This is a genomic window from Streptomyces sp. NBC_01474, from assembly GCF_035918215.1.
In the GTDB taxonomy this organism is placed as follows: Bacteria; Actinomycetota; Actinomycetes; order Streptomycetales; family Streptomycetaceae; genus Streptomyces; species Streptomyces aureus.
The window spans coordinates 5,977,488-6,000,827 of sequence record NZ_CP109449.1; the positions used below are offsets into that span (position 1 = coordinate 5,977,488).

General features: G+C 72.6%; 21 protein-coding genes. 7 read left to right on the top strand and 14 right to left on the bottom strand.

Translation table 11 applies throughout. The features are described 5' to 3' along the window. Positions 1-21: 21 nt before the first annotated feature. Positions 22-213, bottom strand: coding sequence for a hypothetical protein (locus OG758_RS27520; RefSeq protein ID WP_326712398.1), 192 nt, complete (start codon positions 211-213; stop codon positions 22-24). A 263-nt stretch (positions 214-476) separates the two neighbouring features. Here OG758_RS27520 and OG758_RS27525 point away from each other — a divergent pair, with 263 nt between their 5' ends. Further along, on the top strand, positions 477-2,522 hold the full coding sequence (locus OG758_RS27525; RefSeq protein WP_326712399.1) for a HelD family protein: 2,046 nt from the start codon (positions 477-479) through the stop codon (positions 2,520-2,522). A gap of 13 nt (positions 2,523-2,535) precedes the next feature. On the opposite strand, the gene OG758_RS27530 is transcribed toward OG758_RS27525, so the two are convergent. Both OG758_RS27530 and OG758_RS27535 read right to left on the bottom strand, forming a co-directional pair. Beyond that, entirely contained in the window at positions 2,536-3,231 is a 696-nt protein-coding gene (locus OG758_RS27530; protein WP_266562930.1) for a copper homeostasis protein CutC, read from the bottom strand. A 134-nt stretch (positions 3,232-3,365) separates the two neighbouring features. Next, positions 3,366-4,319 (bottom strand): hypothetical protein, encoded by a 954-nt coding sequence (locus OG758_RS27535; protein WP_326712400.1) that lies wholly within the window; start codon positions 4,317-4,319, stop codon positions 3,366-3,368. Positions 4,320-4,500: 181 nt separating this feature from the next. Between OG758_RS27535 and OG758_RS27540 the strand changes: the two genes are divergently transcribed. Then, entirely contained in the window at positions 4,501-6,777 is a 2,277-nt protein-coding gene (locus tag OG758_RS27540; protein ID WP_326712401.1) for a heavy metal translocating P-type ATPase, read from the top strand. A gap of 64 nt (positions 6,778-6,841) precedes the next feature. On the opposite strand, the gene OG758_RS27545 is transcribed toward OG758_RS27540, so the two are convergent. Then, entirely contained in the window at positions 6,842-8,494 is a 1,653-nt protein-coding gene (locus OG758_RS27545; protein WP_326712402.1) for a DNA repair helicase XPB, read from the bottom strand. A 117-nt stretch (positions 8,495-8,611) separates the two neighbouring features. Next, positions 8,612-11,128: a helicase C-terminal domain-containing protein gene (locus tag OG758_RS27550; protein ID WP_326712403.1), complete on the bottom strand. Its 2,517-nt coding sequence runs from the start codon at positions 11,126-11,128 to the stop codon at positions 8,612-8,614. A gap of 141 nt (positions 11,129-11,269) precedes the next feature. On the opposite strand from OG758_RS27550, the gene OG758_RS27555 reads away from it, so the two are divergent. Continuing rightward, positions 11,270-12,295, top strand: coding sequence for a hypothetical protein (locus OG758_RS27555; protein WP_326712404.1), 1,026 nt, complete (start codon positions 11,270-11,272; stop codon positions 12,293-12,295). 12 nt (positions 12,296-12,307) lie between these two features. Here OG758_RS27555 and OG758_RS27560 read toward each other — a convergent pair whose 3' ends face one another. Genes OG758_RS27560 through OG758_RS27575 form a run of 4 tightly spaced genes read right to left on the bottom strand, consistent with a single transcriptional unit; the run spans position 12,308 to position 16,192 of the window. Beyond that, the gene (locus OG758_RS27560; protein WP_326712405.1) at positions 12,308-13,285 is read right to left on the bottom strand and encodes an ABC transporter substrate-binding protein; all 978 of its coding nucleotides are present in this window, start codon (positions 13,283-13,285) and stop codon (positions 12,308-12,310) included. Then, positions 13,282-14,121, bottom strand: coding sequence for an ABC transporter ATP-binding protein (locus tag OG758_RS27565; RefSeq protein WP_326712406.1), 840 nt, complete (start codon positions 14,119-14,121; stop codon positions 13,282-13,284). The genes OG758_RS27560 and OG758_RS27565 overlap by 4 nt, the downstream gene beginning before the upstream one ends. Then, on the bottom strand, positions 14,118-15,179 hold the full coding sequence (locus OG758_RS27570) for a FecCD family ABC transporter permease (RefSeq protein ID WP_326712407.1): 1,062 nt from the start codon (positions 15,177-15,179) through the stop codon (positions 14,118-14,120). Before OG758_RS27570 ends, OG758_RS27565 begins: the two co-directional genes overlap by 4 nt. Beyond that, positions 15,176-16,192 (bottom strand): FecCD family ABC transporter permease, encoded by a 1,017-nt coding sequence (locus OG758_RS27575; RefSeq protein ID WP_326712408.1) that lies wholly within the window; start codon positions 16,190-16,192, stop codon positions 15,176-15,178. Before OG758_RS27575 ends, OG758_RS27570 begins: the two co-directional genes overlap by 4 nt. Positions 16,193-16,257: 65 nt before the next feature. Here OG758_RS27575 and OG758_RS27580 point away from each other — a divergent pair, with 65 nt between their 5' ends. Continuing rightward, positions 16,258-16,905: an HAD family hydrolase gene (locus OG758_RS27580; protein ID WP_326712409.1), complete on the top strand. Its 648-nt coding sequence runs from the start codon at positions 16,258-16,260 to the stop codon at positions 16,903-16,905. Here the strand turns inward: OG758_RS27580 and OG758_RS27585 are convergent. After that, on the bottom strand, positions 16,884-17,165 hold the full coding sequence (locus OG758_RS27585; protein ID WP_442810350.1) for a hypothetical protein: 282 nt from the start codon (positions 17,163-17,165) through the stop codon (positions 16,884-16,886). The two genes, OG758_RS27580 and OG758_RS27585, sit on opposite strands and share 22 nt — an antisense overlap. 154 nt (positions 17,166-17,319) lie before the next feature. On the opposite strand from OG758_RS27585, the gene OG758_RS27590 reads away from it, so the two are divergent. Then, a complete protein-coding gene (locus tag OG758_RS27590; RefSeq protein ID WP_116512381.1) occupies positions 17,320-17,703 on the top strand; it encodes a cold-shock protein in 384 nt (127 codons plus the stop codon). Positions 17,704-17,723: 20 nt separating this feature from the next. Here the strand turns inward: OG758_RS27590 and OG758_RS27595 are convergent, their stop codons facing one another. The 4 genes from OG758_RS27595 to OG758_RS27610 form a co-directional block, all read right to left on the bottom strand. Further along, positions 17,724-18,581: a 1,4-dihydroxy-6-naphthoate synthase gene (locus tag OG758_RS27595; protein ID WP_326712411.1), complete on the bottom strand. Its 858-nt coding sequence runs from the start codon at positions 18,579-18,581 to the stop codon at positions 17,724-17,726. Then, positions 18,578-19,285 carry a futalosine hydrolase gene (locus OG758_RS27600; RefSeq protein WP_326712412.1) on the bottom strand — a complete coding sequence of 236 codons (708 nt, stop codon included), beginning with the start codon at positions 19,283-19,285 and terminating at the stop codon, positions 18,578-18,580. Before OG758_RS27600 ends, OG758_RS27595 begins: the two co-directional genes overlap by 4 nt. Continuing rightward, on the bottom strand, positions 19,255-19,731 hold the full coding sequence (locus tag OG758_RS27605) for a DUF2771 domain-containing protein (protein ID WP_326712413.1): 477 nt from the start codon (positions 19,729-19,731) through the stop codon (positions 19,255-19,257). Before OG758_RS27605 ends, OG758_RS27600 begins: the two co-directional genes overlap by 31 nt. A gap of 102 nt (positions 19,732-19,833) precedes the next feature. After that, positions 19,834-21,231, bottom strand: a complete 1,398-nt coding sequence (locus OG758_RS27610; RefSeq protein WP_326712414.1) for an MFS transporter — start codon at positions 21,229-21,231, stop codon at positions 19,834-19,836. Between the two features lie 335 nt (positions 21,232-21,566). On the opposite strand from OG758_RS27610, the gene OG758_RS27615 reads away from it, so the two are divergent. After that, entirely contained in the window at positions 21,567-22,490 is a 924-nt protein-coding gene (locus OG758_RS27615) for a DUF3027 domain-containing protein (protein ID WP_326712415.1), read from the top strand. A gap of 106 nt (positions 22,491-22,596) precedes the next feature. Then, positions 22,597-23,313, top strand: a complete 717-nt coding sequence (locus OG758_RS27620) for a hypothetical protein (protein ID WP_326712416.1) — start codon at positions 22,597-22,599, stop codon at positions 23,311-23,313. The last annotated feature ends 27 nt before the right edge of the window (positions 23,314-23,340 follow it).

The window sequence follows — 23,340 nt, forward strand, 5'->3', positions numbered from 1 at the left end:
CTGTCGGCGGGCCCTTTCGCTCTAGTCCGGGGGTGGCTCGTACGCGGATGTTCGCTTCTGTACGCCGGCCTCCTCGTCGTACTCGCCCAGAAGGACCACGCCGAGCGCCGTGGTCACGATGACCTTGGCCGCGCGCAGGACGTTTCCGAGGCGGTGGGGGTGGTGGGTTTCCGTGGCTGCGGTGGCACCGTGGGTGAAGGTCATGGTTGTCATGGCTCCATGGTGGAATACGGGCATTCCGTGCACATCGGTCCGGAGGTGTAGGTTGCGGCGGCCGGGGTGCGTCCTGGGGGTGATCCGCCCCCTAGGGCCCGGCCCTCCATGGCTCCCCGGGGAAATAAATGTGTTGGTCGTGTGCCGGGGCGGGAGTAAGGTGGTCCGCCTTGCCCGCCTCCCTCCGTGGAGCGCCGCCGCCCGGACGGAAACCGGCCGGCTGCCGTGTGTAACCGAACCCCCGGAGCCCGGAGGCATAGCCCGTGTCCCTCGACGACCCGCTCTCCCGCGAGCGCGCCCACCTCACGTCGTCCCGTGCCGCCCTGCGCGCCATGCGCGAGGACGTGGAATCCCTCGACATCGCCGACGTCACCGCGAACTGGGTGAACGCCGCTGTTCTGCAGCGCCAGATCGACGACCGGATCAAGGCCCTGGCCGATCTGTCGCACACCCCCTTGTTCTTCGGGCGGCTCGACTACCTGCACGCCCCCGGCGCGGACCAGGCCGAGGGAGCCGAGGGGGAGCGGTTCTACATCGGGCGGCGGCATGTTCACGACGCGGTGGGCGATCCGATGGTCATCGACTGGCGCGCCCCCGTCTCACAGCCCTTCTACCGCGCCTCGAAGAAGGACCCGATGGACGTCGGGCTGCGGCGGCGGTTCGGTTACACGGGCGGGGATCTCACCGCGTACGAGGACGAGCGGCTGTCCGACCCCGCCGAGGCCGAGGTCGTGAGCGCGCTGCTCCAGGCCGAGATCGAGCGCCCCCGCGTCGGACCCATGCGCGACATCGTCGCCACCATTCAGCCCGAGCAGGACGAGATCGTGCGCAGCGGGCTCTCGGGGTCCGTGTGTGTCCAGGGAGGGCCCGGGACCGGGAAGACCGCTGTCGGCCTCCACCGTGTCGCCTACCTGCTCTACGCCCACCGCGAGCGGCTGGCCCGTACCGGGACCCTCGTCATCGGGCCGAACCGGTCCTTCCTCCACTACATCGAGCAAGTGCTCCCTGCCCTGGGTGAGTTGGAGGTCAAGCAGGCAACCGTCGACGACCTCGTCGCCCATGTGGAGGTGCGGGGCGCCGACGGCGCGGACGCCGCAGTGGTCAAGGGCGACGCGCGGATGGCCGAGGTGCTGCGGCGGGCCGTGCGCTCGCACATCACGCTGCCCGTGGAGCCCGTCGTGGTCGTGCGCGGGTCCCGGCGCTGGCGCGTGCCCGCGTATGAACTCGAGGAGATCGTGCGGGAGTTGATGGCCCGGGACATGCGGTACGGCGCCGCCCGCGACGCCCTTCCGCAGCGCATCGCCCACGCCGTTCTCGTGCAGATGGAGCGGTCGGGCGAAGCCCCCGACGACCGTGTGCAGGACTCCGTGGCCAGGAACGCGGCCGTCAAGGCCGCCGTGAAGGTCCTGTGGCCCGCCGTCGATCCCGCGAAGCTCGTGCTGCGGCTGCTGTCCGACGCCGAGTTCCTCGCCGAGCACGCGGAGGGTGTGTTCAGCGAGGACGAGCAGAAGTGCGTGCTGTGGGAGCGGCCGGCGCGCAGCGTGCGGGCCGCCAAGTGGTCCTCCGCCGACGCGGTGCTGATCGACGAGGTCACCGATCTCGTCGCCCGTACGCACTCCCTCGGGCATGTGGTGCTCGACGAGGCACAGGACCTCTCGCCCATGCAGTACCGGGCCGTCGGGCGGCGCTGCACCACCGGGTCCGCCACCGTCCTCGGCGACCTCGCGCAGGGCACGACGCCCTGGGCCACGCGCAGCTGGGCCGAGGCGCTGCGGCATCTGGGCAAGGAGGAGGCCGTGGTCGAGGAGCTGACCGTCGGATTCCGCGTGCCGCGCGACGTCATCGCGTACGCGTCCCGGCTGCTGCCCCACATCGCGCCCGGTCTCGCGCCCGTCTCGTCCGTCCGTGAGAACCCCGGCGCCTTCGAGGTCCGGGAGGCGGCGAACGGGGCCGACGACGTGGTCGCCGCCTGCGCCGAGGCGCTGGAGCGGGAGGGGTCCGTGGGCCTCATCGCGGCCGACGCCCGCATCCCGGCCCTGGCCGCGGCCCTCGCCGACGGCGGGCTCACCTACCTGGGCCCCGGCGAGGAGACCACCGCGCAGACCCGCCTCACCCTCGTGCCGGCCTCACTCGCGAAGGGCCTCGAATACGACTACGTGGTCCTCGACGAGCCCGCCGCCGTGGTCGACGGCGAACCCGACGAGCGGACCGGACTGCGTCGCCTGTACGTGGCGCTGACCCGAGCCGTCTCCGGGTTGGTGGTGGTCCACGCCGCGGAGCTGCCGGAGCAGCTCGGGGGAGCGCTGTAGGGGGCCGGGGGCCCTACAGCCCCGCGTCGACCGCTTCCCGCCACGTGCGGACCGCGTCCGTCGACACCGGGGCCGTCCAGCCCTGGGGGCGGGCCGCGCCGCCGATGTGGAAGGCGTCGATGCCCGCCGCCTTCAGGCGCGGCAGGTGGTCGAGGCGGAGGCCGCCGCCGACCAGGATCCGCTGTTCGTAACCCGGTTCGCCCGAGCGGGCCGCCTCCGCCGCCAGGACGTCGAGCCCGGCGTCCACGCCGTCCGGTGAACCGGCCGTCAGATACGTGTCGAGGCCCGGCGCGTGCGCGAGCTGCTTGCGCAGGGCGTCGCGGTCGGCGGCCCGGTCGATCGCGCGGTGGAAGGTCCAGCGGCAGCCGTCCAGCTCCGCCGTGATCCGTTCGACCGCCGCGAGGTCGGGGCCGCCCGCCGGGTCGAGGAAGCCGAGCACGAACTCGTCGGCCCCTTCCGCGCGCAGCCCACGCGCGGTCTCGGCCAGCGCGTCCAGGTCGCCCGCCGCGAAACCGTCCGCGAGCCGGATCATGACCCGCAGCGAGATGCCGACGGCCGCGCGGATCCGGCCGAACGTCTCGTGCGACGGGGTGAGCCCGTCCGCCGCCATGTCGGTGACCAGCTCAAGCCGGTCGGCCCCTCCTGCCTGGGCCGCGACGGCGTCCTCGGCGCCGAGCGCGATCACCTCCAGGACTGCACGCTTGCTCATGGGACCCCTTTGTCGGTTACGGAGGCGGGTGCGGATGCGGTGGCGGCCGGGCCTCCGGCCTGTCGTCACAACAGGGCCTAGAGGTCTAGTCCAATAGGTCAGCCTACGCGCAGACGGCCCGCGCCGACAGGTGATCAGTGGCCGTGCTCCTTCGGATGATCACCCGCGCTCTTCCCGGCGTGCACCGTGAATTCCGCCGTCCGCACGGTGCCGTTGTGCCTGAAGTCCAGGAAGAGGCGGTACGTCCCGGTGCTGGGCGCCGTCGCCGTGAACGACACCTCCGGCCCCGGCCCGCCCTTGTTCGGGTGCACGTGGAGGTACGCGAGGTCGCCGGAGCGCAGGGCGACCAGGTGCCCGTACGAGCCGAGGTAGGGCTGGAGGTCGGTGACCGGCTTCCCGTTCTTCGCGACGCTCAGGGTCAGCTCGCTCGCCGATCCCGCGCCGAGGCCGCCGCTCAGCCGCACCTCGTAGCCGTCGCCGGCGCCGGCGGTCCGGGAGGCCGCCGGAAGGTCCCGGGGCGCGTATTTTCCGGCGACCGCCAGGTCCGCCCCGAGGGTGAGGCCCTCCTTCTCCGCCTGCGGGGTGAAGTCGGCGAAGACGCGGTAACCGCCCGCCTTCGGCAGCTCGACCGGTGTCTTCCAGGTGCCGTCGGCCGCTCGGGCCGGGTGCAGATGGCGGTAGACCGTGAGGTCCCGCGAGGCCACGATCAGGTGCAGCTGCTTGCCGTGCTCCGTGCGGTACGCGGTGACCCTGCGGCCCGTGTCGTCCTTGGTGATCGCGAAACTCAGCTCGGTGCGCTCGCCGGCGGCCGCGAGGTGCCGGGTCCGCAGGTCGAGCGTGTAGCCGCGCTCGGAGATCTGCAGCCCGCCCGGGACGGCAACGGCCCCGGCGGCCGATGCGCCGTGGCCGGCGTGCCCGTCCCGTGCTTCCTCCGCTTCCTTTTCCTTCGCGTGTCCTTCCTCCGCGTGCCCTGCCGCCTTCTGTTCGCCCGCGGTGACGGGGTCCACGCTCTTGCCCACCCCGTACGCGGTGCCGAAGGTCGCGGCGACGGCGGCCGCGAAGGCGGTGATCTTCAGTCCGGTCTGCATGACGGCTCCTGGTGTGCGGACGGTGTCGGTGTCCGGTGGCTGATAGCCCGACCATACCCCCAGGGGGTATTAAGTCAAGCGGCGGGAACACTTGCGTCGGATACCCCCCATGGGTATAGATTGGATCTCGTGAGCGATACCCGCCCCGGGTACCGGAGCAGACCGCAACCGAGGAGGCCTCATGTCGGCGCATCCAGCCGCCACCGCGCCCTCCGCCGCCCAGGCGGCAGAGGTGGAACTCGCCATCGGCGGCATGACCTGTGCCTCGTGCGCCGCCCGGATCGAGAAGAAGCTGAACCGGATGGACGGCGTGGAGGCGACCGTCAACTACGCGACGGAGAAGGCGAAGGTCACCTTCACCGACGGGGTGGCGGTGGCCGACCTGATCGCCACGGTCGAGGCCACCGGGTACACGGCCCAGGAGCCGCCCCGGACCGTCGGGGAAAAGGCGGAGGAAGCGGAGCCGGACGCGTCGGCCGACCCGCTCGCGCCGCTCCGGCAGCGACTGGTCACCGCCGTCGCACTCGCCGTGCCCGTCGTGGCGATGGCGATGATCCCCGCCCTCCAGTTCGAGTACTGGCAGTGGCTGTCCCTCACGCTGACGGCGCCCGTCGTGACGTACGCGGCCTGGCCCTTCCACAAGGCCGCCTTCACCAACGCACGGCACGGCGCCGCGACCATGGACACCCTCATCTCCGTCGGCACGTCGGCCGCGTTCCTCTGGTCGGTGTGGGCGCTCTTCTTCGGAACCGCCGGCACGCCCGGGATGACGCACGCCTTCGAGCTGACCATCGCCCGCAGCGACGGCGCCGGGAACATCTACCTGGAGGCCGCCGCAGGCGTCACCGCCTTCATCCTCGCCGGGCGCTACTTCGAGGCCAGGTCCAAGCGGAAGGCCGGCGCGGCACTCAAGGCGCTGCTCGAACTCGGCGCCAAGAGCGTCACGCTGGTGCGCGAGGGCGGACGTGAGGAGACCGTCCCCGTCAGCGAGTTGAAGGTCGGCGACCGGTTCCTCGTACGGCCCGGCGAGAAGATCGCCACCGACGGGGCCGTGGTCGAGGGCGCCTCCGCCGTGGACGCCTCGATGCTGACCGGCGAGTCCGTGCCCGTGGAGGTCGCCGTCGGGGACGCCGTCACCGGCGCGACGCTGAACGTCGGCGGACGCCTCGTCGTCGAGGCCACCCGCGTCGGCGCCGACACCCAACTCGCCCGTATGGCACGCCTCGTGGAGGACGCGCAGAACGGCAAGGCGGCGGCGCAGCGCCTCGCCGACAGGATCTCCGCCGTGTTCGTGCCGGTCGTCATCGGGCTCGCGCTGGCCACGCTCGGGTTCTGGCTCGGCAACGGCGCCGGGATCACCGCCGCCTTCACCGCGGCCGTCGCCGTCCTCATCATCGCCTGCCCCTGCGCCCTGGGCCTCGCCACACCGACGGCGCTGATGGTCGGCACGGGGCGCGGCGCGCAGCTCGGCATCCTCATCAAGGGCCCGGAGGTCCTGGAGACCACGCGCGCGGTCGACACGATCGTCCTGGACAAGACCGGAACGGTCACGACCGGCCGGATGACACTGCTCGCCACGCATGTGGCGCACGGCACGGACGCGGGTGAAGTCCTGCGTGTCGCGGGGGCGTTGGAGCACTCCTCGGAGCACCCGATCGCGCGGGCGATCGCCGACGGGGCCCGCGAGAAGGTGGGCAAGCTCGGCGTCGTCGAGGACTTCGCCAACCTTCCCGGGCTCGGCGTGCAGGGCGTCGTGGACGGCCACGCCGTACTCGTCGGCCGCGTAAAGCTGTTGGGCGAGTGGGAGATCCGGCTGCCGGTGGAGCTGGAGAGGGCCAAGGCGGAGGCAGAGGCGGCGGGGCGTACGGCCGTCGCGGTGGCCTGGGACGGGGAGGCCAGGGCCGTCCTCGAAGTCGCGGACGCGGTGAAGGAGACCAGCGCGGAGGCGGTACGGCGACTGCGGGGCCTGGGCCTGACGCCCATCCTCCTCACCGGTGACAACGAAGCCGTGGCACGCTCGGTGGCCGCCGAGGTGGGCATCGACGAGGTGATCGCGGAGGTCATGCCGCAGGACAAGGTCGACGTCGTCAAGAGGCTGCAAGGCGAAGGGCGTTCCGTGGCCATGGTCGGCGACGGCGTCAACGACGCGGCGGCCCTGGCACAGGCCGACCTGGGGCTCGCGATGGGCACGGGCACGGACGCGGCGATCGAGGCCGGCGACCTGACGCTGGTCCGCGGCGACCTGAGGGCGGCGGCCGACGCGATCCGCCTGTCCCGGCGGACGCTGGGGACGATCCGCACCAACCTGTTCTGGGCGTTCGCCTACAACGTCGGCGCGCTGCCGCTGGCCGCGGCGGGCCTGCTGAACCCGATGATCGCGGGCGCGGCGATGGCGTTCTCATCGGTGTTCGTCGTGGGCAACAGCCTGCGGCTGAGGAACTTCAGGCCGCAGGCGTAGGAGCAAGCAAGCAAGCAAGCAGGGCCCGTCCCCACACGGTGGACGGGCCCTCACCCTTGACCGGTCAGCTGCCCTGCCCGCCCGCGAGGAGTTCGTCGGCGTCGATGATGCGGTACGCGTAGCCCTGCTCGGCGAGGAAGCGCTGGCGGTGGGCCGCGAAGTCCTGGTCGATGGTGTCGCGGGCGACGACGGAGTAGAAGCGGGCCTCGTGCCCGTCGGCCTTCGGGCGCAGGACGCGGCCGAGGCGCTGGGCCTCCTCCTGCCGGGACCCGAAGGTGCCGGACACCTGGATCGCGACCGTGGCCTCGGGCAGGTCGATGGAGAAGTTGGCGACCTTGGACACGACGAGGACGGAGATCTCGCCGTTGCGGAACGCGTCGAAGAGCTTCTCGCGCTGGGCGTTGCTGGTCTCGCCCTTGATGACGGGGGCGTCCAGATGCTCGCCGAGCTCGTCGAGCTGGTCGATGTACTGCCCGATGACGAGGGTCTGCTCGCCCTGGTGCTTACGCACGAGGGCCTCCGTCACCTTCCGCTTGGTCGCCGTCGTGGCGCAGAAGCGGTACTTCTCCTCGGCCTCCGCGGTCGCGTAGGCGAGCCGCTCGCTGTCGGTGAGATTGACGCGCACCTCGACACAGTCGGCGGGGGCGATGTAGCCCTGGGCCTCGATCTCCTTCCACGGAGCGTCGAAGCGCTTGGGCCCGATCAGCGAGAAGACGTCCGACTCGCGCCCGTCCTCACGCACCAGCGTCGCGGTGAGGCCGAGGCGCCGCCGGGCCTGGAGATCGGCGGTGAACTTGAAGACGGGCGCGGGCAGCAGATGCACCTCGTCATAGATCACGAGCCCCCAGTCGCGGGAGTCGAAGAGCTCCAGATGCGGATAGATGCCCTTCCGCTTCGTGGTCAGGACCTGATACGTGGCGATGGTGACGGGCCGGATCTCCTTCTTCGTCCCGCTGTACTCGCCGATCTCGTCCTCGGTCAGGCTCGTCCGCTTGACCAGCTCGTGCTTCCACTGCCGGGCGGAGACGGTGTTGGTGACGAGGATGAGCGTCGTCGCCTTGGCCTCGGCCATCGCGCCGGCGCCCACGAGCGTCTTGCCGGCGCCGCAGGGCAGCACGACCACGCCGGACCCGCCGTGCCAGAAGCCCTCGACGGCCTGCTTCTGGTACGGGCGCAGCGCCCAGCCGTCCTCCGCGAGATCGATCTGGTGCGCCTCGCCGTCCACGTAACCGGCGAGGTCCTCGGCCGGCCAGCCCAGCTTGAGGAGCGTCTGCTTGATCTGCCCGCGCTCCGAGGGGTGCACGGCGACGCTGTCGGCGTCGATGCGGGCGCCGACCAGCGGGGCCACGCGCTTGGAACGGAGGATCTCCTCAAGCACAGGCCGGTCCGTGGTCGTCAGGACGAGACCGTGCGCCGGGTGCTTGGACAGCGTGAGACGCCCGTACCGGTCCATGGTCTCGGCGATGTCGACCAGGAGCGCGTGCGGGACGGGGTAGCGGCTGTACTCGACGAGGGCGTCCACGACCTGCTCGGCGTCGTGGCCGGCGGCCCGCGCGTTCCACAGGCCCAGCGGCGTCAGCCGGTAGGTGTGGATGTGCTCCGGGGCGCGCTCCAGCTCGGCGAAGGGCGCGATGGCGCGACGGCAGGCGTCGGCCTGGTCGTGGTCGACCTCCAGGAGCAGCGTCTTGTCACTCTGGACGATGAGCGGTCCGTTCACGTGTATCCCTTCCACCGCGCTCCGCGAGGCGCGGGGCCAAACGTCCAGTGTGCCGCATGGCGCGTACGAACCGCGTACGGTCGGTCGCCGACGGGACGCGGGGGCACGGGCCCGGCGTCAGGCCTCGGCCTCCAGCTCGGCCACCCCGGTCACCCGGTGCAGCGGATACGTCCGGACCTCGTCCGCGGTGTGGTCGTAGGCGGTGACGAACCCGCCCTCCACCCGGATCGGGGCGATGACGCGCTGGCTGGCGGAGCCCTCCGCGTTCACATAGCCGATCCACACGGCCTCGCCGGTCAGGACGGCCGCCTGCATCGTGGCCAGCGTCTCCGCCGCGCTGGTGCGGGGAAGCGCCCCGCTCTGCTCGCCCGGCGCGTGCTTGCGCGGGGTCGTGGAGGCGAGGTCACCCGCGCGGATCGCGCGCACGGCGGCGGTCAGGAGCGTGCCGTCCGGAACCGGCGGCCCCTCCGGGACGGGCTCGGGGGCGCTGCGCGGCCCGGTGCGGCGGGCGTGGGCGCGGGTGATCAGGACATCGCCCTCGGGACTCTCCGCGGCGGGCGCGAACCCCATCTGACGCAGGCCCTCCAGGAGCGCCGCGGGATCGGCCTGCGCGGCCAGGACGGTCGGCGCGAGCCGCCGCAGACGCAGGCCGGCCGAGCGCTTGTCGGCGAGGATCTCGCCCAGGAGCACGTCGTCGTCGCAGCGCACGTACGCGGAGGCGGCGCCGATGCGCAGATGCCCGTGCTTACGGGCCACGTCGTCGATGAGGTACGCGAGGGGCTGCGGCACGGGCGTACGGGAGTGCGTGTTCAGGAAGTCGTGCAGGTCGGAGGCGGTGCGCCCGGAGTCGAGGGCGCGCCGTACGGACCCCGGCGTGAACCGGTAGACGGTCGCCCCGCCCTTGGACTCGACGTCGGCGAGGACGGAGAGCGCCTCGGCGAGCGGCCGTTCCAGGGGCCCGGGGGCGACGGCGGTCAGGTCGGCCTGAAGGAGGACATGGTCCAGCGGCTCGGGCAGCAGCGGCGCGAGCAGGGCGACAGCGGCCGCCTCCGCCGAAGTGGCGGCTGCGCCCCCGCCGTCAAGAAGCGTCCGCCCGTGCTCGGACAGGGCACCCCGCCCGGTGACGCCGAGCAGCTCCGCCTCCGTGAGGGTCCACCGGGCGATGCGGGCGCGCAGGTCGTCGGGGTCACCGGCGTCGTCGGAGGAGGCGGCACCGCGCAGGGGCCGCTCCCAGCGGAGCCGGGCGAGCAGGGTCTCGGGGTCCGGGGAGGCGCCCTCGGGGAGCTCGGACAGGAGCGCGAGCACGCGGCGGCGGACCTCGGGAGCGGCGGAGCGGTCGAGGTGCGGCCCGAGCACGGAGAGGGTGCGCCCGGCGGCGGAGACGGCACCGTCGCGCCCGCCGACCAGGCCGGACGTGCGGGTGGCGGGGAACCAGGCGGCGACGAGCCGGACCCAGCGCTCGGCGGCGGGCTGCTCCAGCCAGTTGTCGTAGGCGGGCGTCGCGGCGTACTGCTCGTCGGCCTCGCCGTCGGAGGCGATGAGCCCGGCGGCGTAGGCGAGTTCGACCCAGAACGCGGCGAGGGGCTCGGTGGTGTCGAGTGCGGCGGCGGTGCGCTTGAGGTCCCGCACGCTGAGCCCGCCGGCCCGGAGGACGGCGGGCCCGCCCTCGTCCCAGTCCTTGAGGAGCTCCTCGACGGTGGCGAGCGCGGTGTAGGCCTGCCCGGCGGCGGTCGCGTTCACGACGGTGGCCCGGTGGGTGGCGGCCGAATCGACGGCGGGAGGTACGGGTTCCAGGGCGCGGTGGGCGCGTCCGCCGCGCAGATGGAGGGCGGCCTCGCGGGGCAGGACGACGGTTCCGGGAGCCGTGGGCAGCAGGAGGCCGCGGTCGAGGAGCCAGCGCAGATGGGCGGCGGGTTCGGCGGTGACCTGGCCGTAGGGCGGGCCCCAGACGAGCCGGGAGAGGACCTCTACGGCGTCCGCCGGCGCTTCGTCGAGGAGGGCCGACATGCGGGGCCGCTCGGTGAAGAGCGCGGTCAGCGAGGCGACGGCGGAGACCGGGTCGTGCGTGGAGGGAAGGCCCGCGGCCGTCACGATCTCCTGGATACGGCCGGGGGACATGCCCGCGGTGGCCTCGGCGACCGTCGGGCCGAGGCCCGTGGGGGAGGGCCGCTGGGGCGCGGGGGCGAGCAGCTCACGGGCGGTGCGCACGAGGCGGAGCCGGTCGTCGGGCCCCCATAGCAGGGCCTGTTCGCGCAGGGAGGCGACGGCGTGCGGCAGGGCCGCGGAAACGGTGCGGGCGTCCACGCCCGCGTCGTCGCCTTCGTCGCCGGCGAGCAGGGCCAGGAGCGTGCCGTACGTGGTGGGTTCCGGGGCGACGGCCAGCGCTTCCGCGGTCTGGAGCGTGAAGCGGTCCAGGTGCTCGAGCGCGCGGATCACGGAGGCGCGGGTGCCCGCGCGGGTGGCCAGCTGGGTGAGGTCGCTCGGGACGGGACTGAGCAGATCGGGGCGGGCGCGCAGGAGTGCGCCGAGGGAGGCGTCGTCGCGGGCGCGCAACGCCTCGGCGAGGGACCGGGGGGCCGTACTCCCCGCCCCGCTCCCGTCCTCGGCGGCGCGGGCCGGCTCGTGAGTGCTCATCCGGGCCACGGTAGCGCCTGACCGGCCCGGCGGGCGGCGGCCCCGCTGGGCCCGGAAGAGGCCCCCGGTGCCGGGCCGGGCACGGTAACGTCGTAAAACGGGTGAACGAACCGTCAACGCCACCACCCCGGAGGGGACTTCGTGGGGATCGAGAGCGATCAGCTCGTCTTCGACTATCTGAGCCGGGTCGGCGACCTGGCCCAGCAGCGTCAACTGCCCTCCGGCACCCGGATGCGCCTGGTGTCGGAGCTGCGCAACGAGATCGAGGCGCGGCGCGCGAAGACGACGGTGGACAGTCCGGCGGCGGTGCGCCGGATCCTGGAAGGCCTCGGCTCGCCGGACGAGGTGGTCACGGGCGCGGGCACGGGCCGCGGTTCGGCGCAGCCGGAGGCGCCGCGGGCGGCGGTGCCCGTGCAGCGGTCGAAGGAGCAGCGGCCCAAGGAGCCGCGCCCGAAGGGCCTGCGGCGGATCGTGCCGGGCCCGCGCGCGGAGCCGCAGGAGGACGAGACGTCGCGGGACGCGCCGTCGCCGCCGCATCTGGCGGGGACGGACGAGCTGGGGGAGCCGGGTTCGGAGCCGGACTGGTGGCGGGTGGACAGCAGCCCGTTCGGAGTTGCGGACAGCGTGCCGGGGTTTGTGGGCGGCGTGGAGATCCCGGAGATACTCAGGCCGCCGGGCAAGGACGACCCGCGACCGCCCAGGGCACGCAGGGCCGAGGCCGAGACGGAGGAGGAACTCCCGGACGACGAGCGGGAGACGGGAACGGGGAAGGGAACGGAGAAGGGAACGGGGAAGGCGTCCGGACGGCGTCGCCTCCCGTCCGTGCCCGGCTGGTCCAACCCGCTCCTGCTGCTCGCCGCCGCACTCCTGGTCGCCGGCGCGGTCATGGGCAACTGGTTCGCGCTGGGCCTCGGCTGGATCATCGCGTACGCGTCGCGGCGGCTGAGCGAGGGCGAGTCGAAGGTGGCCGTGCTGTGGCTGCCGGGACTTGCGGTGACGGCCGGGCTCGTGTGGCTGTGGGGCCGTAACACCGGGCGGTGGGGCGAGCCGATCGCGGACGGGCGGATGAGCGACGCGATCGGCACGACGTGGCCATGGGTGGTGCGGGGCGCGGCCGTCGCCTCCGCGCTCTTCGTGGTGTGGAGGTCGCAGCGGCAACGGCCCTGACGCAAGGGCCTGTTACGCGGTCAGGTCCTTCTGGAACTCGTCGAGGATCTGGTGCGCGGCGGTGTAACCGATGCCCGCGATCCACAGGTTGTCGTCGACCTTGAAGACCTTGCCGTCCTTGGACGCCTTGAGGTTCTTCCACAGCCCGCTCTTCATCGTCCCGGTCGCCCTGGCCTTGCCCGGGTCGCCGTAGGTCGAGGTGAAGACGACGTCCGCGTCGGCGAGGTCGATCTTCTCGGGGCTCACGTCGTACGAGAACCCGTCCTTGGCCTTGTCGGTGATGGCGGGGCGGCCCACGCCGAGGTCGCCGAGGATCGAGCCGATGTAGTTCTGCTTCCCGTAGATGCGGATGTCGGCGCCTTCGACGAAGCGGACGAAGTTGATGTCCGTCGCGGCGGCCTTCTCCTTGCCGCCGATCGCGGTGGTCACCTTCGCGACGTGCGCGTCGTAGTCGGCGACGACCTTCTTCGCCTCGGCCGTCCGGCCGAGCGCGTCGGCGTGGACCTGGAAGTTCTCCTTCCAGGCGGTGCCGGTGGACTCCGTCATCACGGTCGGGGCGATGGCGCTGAGCTGCTTGTAGCGCGCGCCGTCGCGGACCTTGCTGGTGAGGATGAGGTCGGGCTCGAGGGCGGCGACGGCCTCCATGTCGGGGTTGGCGATCTCGCCGACCTCCTTGATGCCCTTCACCTCGTCTCCGGGCAGGTAGGACGGGAAGCCCTCCTCCGTCGCCGCGTGGGTCGCGCCGACCGGCTTCACGCCGAGAGTGAGGGCGGAGTCGAGCTCGCCGGTGTCCAGGACGACGACGCGGGTGGGGTGTTCGGGCACCTTCACGTCGCCCATCGCCGTACTGACCGTGTGCGTCTTCGCGGACGCCGACGCGGCCGCGTCGGAGCCGGAGTCCCCGTCGGACGAGCCGCAGGCGGTCAGGGCCAGGGCGCCGGTCAGGGCGAGGGCACCGGCGGTCAGGGCGGGGCGGGCGCTGCGGGTCATGAGGCTGCCTTTCGGGAAAGGGAGTCGGACGCGGCGCCGGACCGGGCACCGGCCTGCCAGGGCGCGCCGGGGACGATCAGCGGGGATCCGGTCACCGGGTCGGGGACGACCACGCAGTCAAGGCCGAACACCTCCCGTACGAGATCCGCCGTGACGACCTCGGCGGGCGGACCCTCGGCGACGATGCGGCCCGACTTCATGGCGACGAGATGGTCGGCGTAGCGCGCCGCCTGGTTGAGGTCGTGCAGCACGAGGACGACGGTGCGGTCCTTGTCGTGGTTCAACTGGCGTACGAGGTCGAGGACTTCGACCTGGTGGGCGATGTCGAGATACGTCGTCGGCTCGTCCAGGAGCAGCAGCTCTGTCTCCTGGGCCAGCGCCATGGCGATCCACACGCGCTGGCGCTGGCCGCCGGAGAGCTCGTCGACGGAGCGGTCGGCGAGGGCCGCTACGTCGGTGCGTTCCATGGCCTCCGTGACGGCGCGCTCGTCGGCGTCGGACCACTGCTGCCACCAGTGCTGGTGGGGCTGGCGGCCGCGGGCCACGAGGTCGGCGACGGTGATCGCCTCGGGCGCCACGGGCGTCTGCGGCAGCAGCCCGATCTGCTGGGCGATCTTCTTGGTGGGCAGCCTGGTGAGGGCTTCGCCGTCGAGGAGCACGGAGCCGCTCCTCGGCTTGAGCAGCCGGCCGAGAGCGCGCAGCGTGGTCGACTTGCCGCAGGCGTTGGGTCCGACGATGACGGTGACGCGGCCGTCGGGGACGGCGAGGTCGAGGTCGTGGACGACGGTGCGGTCCTCGTAGGCGAGGGTGAGCGCGCTGGTGCTGAGCCGGGTCACCGGTTTCCTCCCGTACGGCTGCGGATGATGAGCCAGATCAGGTACGGCGCCCCGACGGCGGCCGTGAGGACACCCACCGGGAGTTCGGTGGGGGAGAACAGGCGCCGGGCCAGCAGATCGGCCACGACGACGATGAACGCGCCCAGGAGCGCCGAGCACAGGAGCGGGATCTGGGCGGTGCGGGTCACCCGGCGGGCGATCTGCGGGGCCAGGAGCGCGACGAAGTCGACGGGTCCGGCGGCGCCGGTCGCGACGGAAGCGAGGACGACGCCCAGGAGCACGAGGCCGAGGCGTACGCGGCCGAGGCGCACGCCGAGCGCGGTCGCCGTGTCGTCGTCCATGGAGACGGTGCGCTGGGCGCGGGCGGCCCACGCGACGAACGGGACGAGGACGAGGAGGGTCCAGCCGAGCGGAGCGGCCTCGGCCCAGCCGCGGCCGTTGAGGGAGCCCGTCATCCAGATCTGTGCCTGCTGGGCGACGAGGTAGTCGCCCTTCGTCATGAACAGCGTCGTCACCGACCGCAGCGCGATGGCGAAGCCGATGCCGATGAGGACGAAGCGCGTCGCGTGCAGTCCGCCGCGCCACGCGAAGGCGTACACGAGGAGCGCGGCGAGGAGGCCGCCGAGTACGGAGAGGTAGGGCAGGACCGCGTACGACGTGACGCCGAACGTCATGGCGCCGACGGTCAGCGCGCTCGCGCCCTGGCTGATGCCGATGATGTCGGGGGACGCCAGCGGGTTGCGGGCGACGGTCTGGATGAGCGCGCCCGCGACGCCGAACGCGGCGCCGACGAGGAGCCCGACGACCATGCGGGGGGCGCGCAGCGTGCCGACGACGAGTTCGTCCGGGGACGGCCGGCCGGTGACGACCCTGAGGACCTCGGCGGGGGCGACGAAGGACTCACCGACGCAGAGATAGGCGAGGCTGGCGGCCGCGAGCAGGACCACGAGGGACACGGCGACGACGGCGGCCCTGCGGTGCAGGAGGAACGCGGCACGTCCCGCGCGGACGACGGAGTACCCGGCGGGGCGGACCCGGGGCGCGGTGGTCGTACTCATGCGGGGACCGCCTTGCGCCGGACCAGGGTGACGAGGAACGGGACGCCGATCAGCGCGGTCATCACGCCCGCGGGCACCTCGCTCGGCGGGAAGACGACGCGGCCCACGGTGTCGGAGACGAGAAGCATGACGGGGCCGATGAGGGCCGCCATCGGCAGGACCCAGCGGTGGTCGCTGCCCACGACGGCCCGGGCTATGTGCGGAACGGCCAGGCCGATGAAGGCGATCGGTCCCGCGGCGGCCACCCCGACGCCGGTCAGGACGGTCGCGCCGAGGCCGCCGACGATCCGTACGGTCGCGACCCGCTGACCGAGTCCCTTGGCGACGTCCTCGCCGAGCGCGAGCGCGTCGAGGCCCCGCGCGACGGACAGCACGAGGAGTACGCCGACGACGAGGAACGGCCAGATCTGGCCCACGATGTGGGTGTCCCGGCCGGACAGCGAGCCCACCTGCCAGAACCTGAACTCGTCCATGGCGGACGCCTTCGTGGTGAGGACGGCCGTGGTGACGGAGACCAGGAGCGCGTTGATCGCGGCACCGCCGAGCGCGAGTTTCACCGGCGTCGCGCCGCCGCGCCCGCTGGAGGCGACGGCGTAGACGGCGACGGAGGCGAGCGCCGCGCCCGCGAACGCGAACCAGACGTAGCCGGTGAGCGTGTGGATGCCGGCGAAGGCGATCGCGAGGACGACGCCGACCGACGCGCCCTGGCTGATGCCGAGGATCCCGGGGTCGGCGATGGGGTTGCGGGTGATGCCCTGGAGGACGGTCCCGGCGAGGGCGAGCGCGGCGCCGACCATCAGGCCGACGAGCGTGCGCGGCAGCCGCAGGCCCCTGATGACCTCGGCGTCGTCGCTGTGGCCGCCGTGCACGAGCGCGTCGAGGACCGCGGACGGGGCGATCGCGCGGGCGCCCACGGCGAGGCTGAGCAGGACCGCGAGAACGAGGGCCACGAGCGCGGCCGCCGTCCAGACGATGCGTCGCCGCGCGGCGGGGGCGGCTGAGATCTGACCCATGGACCAATCCGAGGTTGGTAAGGCTTAGCTAAGCGGCAATCGTACGCCCAGGCACAATGGCCCTCATGGGTGCATACGAGAGCGCGAACGGATCAGCCGCGGGACCGACGGTCGGCTTCGACCTCGACATGACGCTGATCGACTCACGGCCGGGGATCAGGGACACCTGGCTGGAACTCGCCGACCGTACGGGCGCGCAGCTCGACGCCGATCTCATCGTGACCCGGCTCGGCCCGCCGCTGGAGCAGGAGCTCGCGTACTGGTTCCCCGAGGCGCGGATCCCGGAGATGGCCGACCTGTACCGGGAGCTCTACCCGGCACACGCCATCACCGGGACGTACGCGATGCCGGGCGTGCACGAGGCCGTCGGCGCGGTGCACGCGGCGGGCGGCAGGGCGATCGTCGTCACGGCGAAGTACGAGCCCAACGCGAAGCTCCACCTCGAACACCTGGACATCGCCGCCGACGAGGTCATCGGCAACCTGTGGGCCGAGGGCAAGGCGACGGCGCTGCGCGAGCACGGCGCGTCCGTGTACGTCGGTGACCACACCGGCGACGTGCGCGGCGCCCGCACCGCCGACGCGCTGTCCGTGGCGGTCACGACGGGGCCGTGCGACGCGGCGGAGCTGCGCGAGGCCGGCGCGGACGTCGTGCTCGCGGATCTGACGGAGTTCCCCGCCTGGCTGGAGCGCTACGTCGCCGAGCGGGCCTGACGGCGCTGCGCGGCGATCCCGCGCAGCACTCCGGCCGCGGAGATCAGGAAGCCGACACCCATCAGCATGCACACCGCGTAGGCGATGGGCGGGAACGGGTCGGTTCCGAGGAACAGGGGAGCCATCGTGGCCAGGGTGGCCACGGCTCCGACGATGAAGACGATGCCGCCGGTCTTGACGAGGCCGTCGCCGGGTCCGGCGGAATTCGCTTGGGTTTTGTCACGCACCCGACCAGGGTAGTTCCCAGCGCGAAGGAACAATCCGGGTTCCTCGGGCCGTCTTGTCACGGGCTCCTGGGCCATTAGCCTGGTGCCGGCGGGTCGGGCGGCCCGCTGCAGTGCTATCCAGAGCCGTTTCCAGCGCCGTTCTTCATCGCACGAAACGGCATGACGAGTACGAGGACGAGGACTTCACGTGCCTACCGGCAAGGTCAAGTGGTTCAACAGCGAGAAGGGCTTCGGCTTTCTCTCCCGCGACGACGGCGGCGACGTCTTCGTGCATTCCTCCGTACTCCCGGCCGGCGTGGACGCTCTCAAGCCGGGCCAGCGTGTCGAGTTCGGCGTCGTCGCGGGACAGCGCGGCGACCAGGCGCTCTCCGTGACCATCCTCGATCCGACCCCGTCCGTGGCCGCGGCGCAGCGCCGCAAGCCGGACGAACTGGCATCGATCGTCCAGGACTTGACGACTCTCCTCGAGAACATCACGCCGATGCTGGAAAAGGGCCGCTACCCGGACAAGGCCTCCGGCGCGAAGATCGCGGGCCTGCTGCGAGCGGTGGCCGACCAACTGGACGTGTAACTGCCGCTGACGCACGACCTCTACGGAAACGCGAGCGCGTTCGGGCCGAGGGCGGGCACGATCCCCTCGGCCGCCGCGCGCGTGAGCAGACCGCGGATCGCCGCATAGCCGTTCTCGCCCAGGTCGGCCGTGAACTCGTTGACGTACAAGCCGATGTGCTGGTCCGCCACCGACGGGTCCATCTCCTGGGCGTGTTCCTGGACGTAGGGGCGGGAGGCCTCCGGGTCGTCCCAGGCCATGCGCACCGATGTGCGGACCGCCTCGGCGAGTCGGCGCAGCCGGTCCTCGCCCAGGCTCCGCTTCGCGATGATCGCGCCGAGCGGGATGGGCAGTCCGGTCGTGTTCTCCCAGTGCTCGCCCATGTCGGCGAGGGAGTGCAGGCCGTAGTTCTGGTACGTGAAGCGGGCCTCGTGGATGACGAGTCCGGCGTCGACCTTGCCGTCCCGCACGGCGGGCATGATCTCGTCGAACGGCATCACGACGACCTCGCCGACCCCGCCGGGCACGACGTCCGCGGTCCAGAGGCGGAACAGCAGGTACGCCGTCGACTTCTCACTGGGGACGGCGACCGTCTTCCCGGTCAGGTCGACGCCCGGCTCGCGCGTGAGCACGAGCGGGCCGCAGCCCCGGCCCAGCGCGCCGCCGCAGGGCAGCAGCGCGTAGTCGTCGAGGACGTACGGCAGGACGGCGTACGACACCTTCAGCACGTCGAATTCGGGGGAGCGGCGCTCGGCGACGCCGTTCGTGATGTCGATGTCGGCGAAGGTCACGTCGAGGGCGGGCGCCCCGGGGACGCGGCCGTGGGCCCACGCGTCGAAGACGAACGTGTCGTTCGGGCAGGGCGAGAAGGCGATCCTGAGATCTTCGGGGTGCGTCATGTGCGGTTCCAACTCTCCAGTACGGGCGCGGACTTCCCGAACGCCTCGGTGAGCGCCGCGAGTGCGTCGCCGATGCGCCAGGCCGCGCGGTCGCGGGGGCCGACGGCGTTGGAGACGGCGCGGATCTCCAGGACGGGCACGCCGTGCGCGGCGGCCGCCTCGGCGACCCCGAAGCCCTCCATCGCCTCGGCGGCGGCGCCGGGGTGACGGCCCAGCAGCTCGGCGGCGCGGGCCGCGGTGCCGGTCACCGTGGAGACGGTCAGGACGGTGCCGGTGAGCGCGCCGGTGGCCGCGGCGACGTCCGTTACGAGGGAGGGCGGCGGGAGGTGCGTGACCGTGCCGAAGCCGAGTTCGGTGACGGGCAGGAAGCCGTCGGGGGTCTCGGCGCCCAGGTCGGCGGCGGTCAGCGCGTCGGCGACGACGACGGAGCCGATGGGCGCGTCCGGCTGGAATCCGCCGCCGATCCCGGCGGAGACGACGAGACGGTACGGCCGCCCCGACAGGGCGGCGGTGGTGAGGGCGGTGGCGGTACCGGCCGCCGCGGCGGCGGGCCCGACGCCCACCGCGACGACATCGACGGCAGGGTGCGCGGCGCCCGCCTCGGACAGGCCCCTGGCCACCGCGTCCCGCTCCGCGGGGACGGCGGTGGCGATCAGGACCCGCCCACGCTCCGTCAGGCGTCCTTCTTGAGCTTGAACGACCACAGGCCGGTCGCGTTCGAGCCGCTGCCCTCGACGATGGAGACCGTCGTGGAGCTGCCCGTGGCGCCGTACTGCTGGTTGAAGAACACGCTGCCCGGGACGGTGCGGTACGTCTTGTGGCTGGAGTCGGTCAGCGGCTGACCGTTCATGAGCAGGGTCCAGCCCTTGTCCGCGATCTTCGGGTCGACGCCGAAGCGGACTGTCGCGTCGGGGTCGACCTTGATGGACTTGATGTCCTTGTTCTTGAGGCAGTCCTTCAGCGCGGAGGCGTTCAGGGCCTTGCCGTCGTTGTAGCAGGCGGCTTCCGACGTCACCGTGGAGCGGCCGACCGTGATGGTCGCCAGCGGCGTCGGCTTGTCGCAGGCCGAGAGGACGAGCAGCCCGGCAGCGACGGCGCCGGCGGCTGCCACGGTGCGGCGGTTGCGCACGGTGAAACGCAGGGAGGTCATGCGGGCAGGCTATCTGGCGGCTCGCACACACTCGCCATGCGGGTACGGCGTGCCGCATGCTCACGCCATCCGGAGTGGATCTCCCGCTCTCCCGGCCGTCCCTCACGCCACGCGGCTGCGTCCCTGGCCGCCGTGGCGCGCGGCGGCCAGCAGGCCCCGTACGGTCGTCAGCCAGCCCGTTCCGACGATCGCCGCGGCGACGCCGAGGCCCAGTGCTCCGTTCAGGGGCAGTGCGAGGCCGATGGCGCCGCCGACGACCCACGCCATCTGGAGGAGGGTCTCGGAGCGGGCGAACGCGGAGTTGCGGACCTCTTCCGGGACGTCGCGCTGGATCAGGGCGTCCAGGGACAGCTTGGAGAGGGCCTGCGCGAACCCGGCGACGGCCGCCAGGCACGCCGTGAGGGCAGCGCTGAAGAACAGCGTGGCCGTGATCGCCACGCCCAGGACCGCCGCCACCACCGTCACGATGATGATCTCCGGCGCCCGTGATTTGAGCCATGCCCCGACGGCCGTGCCCAGCGCGTTGCCCGCGCCGGCCGAGATGCCGACGATGCTGAGCGACACGGCGGCGCTCTGCCCCGGCATGGGGTGCTCGCGCAGCAGGAACGCCAGGAAGAAGATCAGGAAGCCGGAGAGGCAGCGCTGCGAGGCGTTGACGAACAGCGCGTGCGTCACGGCCGGGCCGACCGTGCGCAGACCGGGGCGCTTCTGCTTCGTCGTCTCCTTGCGCGGGCCGTGCAGATGCTGCTCGTCGGCCGCGAGGAGCGCCTTCCCCTCGCCCTTCGCCGAGTCCACCTTGTGCGGCAGCTGGAAGCACAGGACCATCCCCGAAATGAAGATCACGAACGCGCCGTAGAGGGGCCAGCGCGGCCCGAGGATCTGCAGCCCGGCGCCGACCGGCGCGGCCACACCGGTGGCGAGGAGCCCGCCGAGCGTCACCCGCGAATTGGCCTTGACCAGGGAGAAGCGGGGTGGCAGCAGGCGCGGCACGACGGCGCTGCGGACCACGCCGTACGCCTTGGACGCCACCAGGACGCCCAGTGCCGCCGGGTACAGCTGCACGCCGCCGCTGATCACCGCCCCGGACAGGACGATCGCGAGCAGCGCCCGCGCCAGCATCGAAGCGGCCATCGCGGCGCGCCGCCCGTGCGGCAGCCGGTCCAGGAGCGGCCCGACGACGGGCGCGAGGATGGCGAAGGGCGCCATCGTGATGCCGAGGTACAGGGCGACGCGCCCGCGCGCCTCGTCCGTCGGCACCGAGAAGAACACCGTGGACGCGAGCGCGATGGTGATCATGACGTCGCCGGCGCCGTTCACCGCGTGCAGTTCGATCAGTTTTCCGAGACCCGACTCGCCCGCGCCGTGCGCGTGGGTCGCTTTGCGGATTCCGCGCGCCGTGCCGGTGAACGGCAGGTGCAGGGCGCGCCCGAGCCCGCGGACCGCCCTGCGTACCGGGCCCGATCCGCCTGCTGCGCGCGAGGACGACCTTGCGGAAGTCACCCAGCCATAGTGCCCCCGGAAGGTGGTGACTAGTGCCGATATCGGCGGAGCGGGTCGCCGGTACGGCCCCCTGGAACCGCCCCGCCGCGTGGTGCAGGACACAGCTACTTGTACGTCGGTGTGGGCGCACGGGCCAGGAGAAGGTAGCGTGCGTAACGCGCCTGCGGCAGCTGTGCTCGGCCGCGCGCCTCTCGGTCATCCCGCAGAATGGGTGACGTAGGTGCGCCCGGGGACGTTCGGGCGCGGACGTCGACGCGGCCCCCTGGTCCGCTCCGTTCGTACCCCCGCGCAAGGGTGGCGCACTCGTGAGACGGCGTAGGAGAGAAGCGATACCTGTGAGCGCAGCGACAACGCGAAGCCGCACCCCTGACCGTCTGTGCGCCGAGGCGGTAGGCCTCGCGCGGACCGCGGCCGAGGAGGCCGCCGCGCCAGGAGTCGTGGGCGAGCACGTCGACGTGGTCGTCGAGGGCGACCGGGTCGTCACGCATCTCTTCGAGTGCAGGGAGTTCGGCTACCGCGGCTGGCGGTGGGCCGTGACGGTCGCGCGGGCCTCGCGCGCCAAGGTCGTCACCCTCGACGAGACGGTACTGCTGCCCGGCCCCGACGCGCTCCTCGCCCCCGAGTGGGTGCCGTGGAGCGAGCGGCTGCGGCCCGGCGACATGGGCCCCGGCGACCTGCTCCCGACCGACGCCGAGGATCTTCGGCTGGAGCCCGGCTATTCGGGTGAGGACGCCCCGCCGCCGAACTCCGTGGTGTCCGAGGAGATGGCCGAACTCGTCGAGGCGGAGGACGCCGAGCTGACGGTGGGACCGCCCGCGGAACTGCCCGTCGTGCCCGAGCGCGGCTCCATCGCGTCGGTCGCCGAGGAGCTCGGCATGCGGCGCGCCCGGGTGCTGTCCCGTTACGGCCTCCACGTCGCGGCCGACCGCTGGGACGAGGCGTTCGGGGCGAAGACCCAGATGGCGCAGGCGGCCCCCGCCACCTGCGTGTCCTGCGGTTTCCTGGCCCGGATCGGCGGCTCGCTCGGCCAGGCCTTCGGCGTCTGCGCCAACGAGTTCTCCCCGGCGGACGGCCGGGTCGTCTCCCTCGCGTACGGCTGCGGGGGGCACTCCGAGGCGGCCGTCATGCCGAAGCCTCCCCGGCCGGCTCCCCACGTGATCGACGAGACGCGCGTGGACCCCTTCCCGCTGCGCCCGGCGGCGGACTCGGGCTCGGTCCCGACGATCCCGGACGGCACGGAGGACCTGGGGCACTCGTAGCCACCGGCCGCGCAGGATTTCCCTGGTCACACAGGGCCCTCATAGGCAGTAGCGTCCCCCTCCGGCGTGCTAGGGGTGCGCTGGTGGGGGCATTGGGGTGGGGACCTTGAGACGTTCAGTTCTGCGTGTCGTGACGGCGGTGGCCGTACTCGGTCTTGCGGTGGGGTGCGGCGAGAGCGGGGGGAAGCCCCCGGCCGTCGCGAAGCAGGCCGTCCCGTCGGTGAAGCCGGCACCGAAGGTGACCGAGGAGCGGCTGAGCCGGGAGGTCCTGGAGAGGGCGGCGCTCGGCGAGGGCGACGCGCGGGGCGTCGACATCCTGGAAGTCCCGCAGAAGGAGGTGCCGTCGCTGCCTGCGAACGCCGTCCCGTACTGCGGAGCCGTCGGCCTCGGGCTCTCCCAGAACACCGACCCGAAGACCAAGGTGCGCGTGTCGCGTGGGGCTTTCGACGGCAAGCGGCACAGCGCGCTGATCATGTCACTGTTCGCGCACAACGGCGCGGACGCGCGGGCGGTGATGAAGGGCCTGCGCGCCGATCTGGCCGACTGTCCGGGCTTCAGGGACGACGACGGCGCGCACAGGACGGTGTCGAGCCGTGCGGAGAAGCTCGGCGACGAGGCGGTGTCGTACCGGGTTGCCGCCGAGTGGAACAAGAAGCATCCCCGCTTCGACACGTCCGTCGTTGTCGTCGTACGCGCCGGGTCCGTCGTGGTGATCGTGAAGGGTCAGGTGATGGGGGCCGGGCCCCAGGCCGAGCGTGACGTCAGGCTCTCGGCTCACGCCCTCGTCGAAGCCCAGCTCGGGAAACTCGCCCGTACATCCTGACCAGCCCGCTCATTGCGGGCCGCGGGC

Excerpts from the sequence above, each read along its gene's own strand:
- OG758_RS27570 (WP_326712407.1), bottom strand. The coding sequence starts at position 15,179 with ATGAGTACGACCACCGCGCCCCGGGTCCGCCCCGCCGGGTACTCCGTC.
- OG758_RS27530 (WP_266562930.1), bottom strand. The coding sequence starts at position 3,231 with ATGAGCAAGCGTGCAGTCCTGGAGGTGATCGCGCTCGGCGCCGAGGAC.
- OG758_RS27595 (WP_326712411.1), bottom strand. The coding sequence starts at position 18,581 with ATGACGCACCCCGAAGATCTCAGGATCGCCTTCTCGCCCTGCCCGAAC.
- OG758_RS27540 (WP_326712401.1), top strand. The coding sequence starts at position 4,501 with ATGTCGGCGCATCCAGCCGCCACCGCGCCCTCCGCCGCCCAGGCGGCA.
- OG758_RS27550 (WP_326712403.1), bottom strand. The coding sequence starts at position 11,128 with ATGAGCACTCACGAGCCGGCCCGCGCCGCCGAGGACGGGAGCGGGGCG.
- OG758_RS27605 (WP_326712413.1), bottom strand. The coding sequence starts at position 19,731 with ATGACCTCCCTGCGTTTCACCGTGCGCAACCGCCGCACCGTGGCAGCC.
- OG758_RS27520 (WP_326712398.1), bottom strand. The coding sequence starts at position 213 with ATGACAACCATGACCTTCACCCACGGTGCCACCGCAGCCACGGAAACC.
- OG758_RS27575 (WP_326712408.1), bottom strand. The coding sequence starts at position 16,192 with ATGGGTCAGATCTCAGCCGCCCCCGCCGCGCGGCGACGCATCGTCTGG.
- OG758_RS27560 (WP_326712405.1), bottom strand. The coding sequence starts at position 13,285 with ATGACCCGCAGCGCCCGCCCCGCCCTGACCGCCGGTGCCCTCGCCCTG.
- OG758_RS27535 (WP_326712400.1), bottom strand. The coding sequence starts at position 4,319 with ATGCAGACCGGACTGAAGATCACCGCCTTCGCGGCCGCCGTCGCCGCG.
- OG758_RS27580 (WP_326712409.1), top strand. The coding sequence starts at position 16,258 with ATGGGTGCATACGAGAGCGCGAACGGATCAGCCGCGGGACCGACGGTC.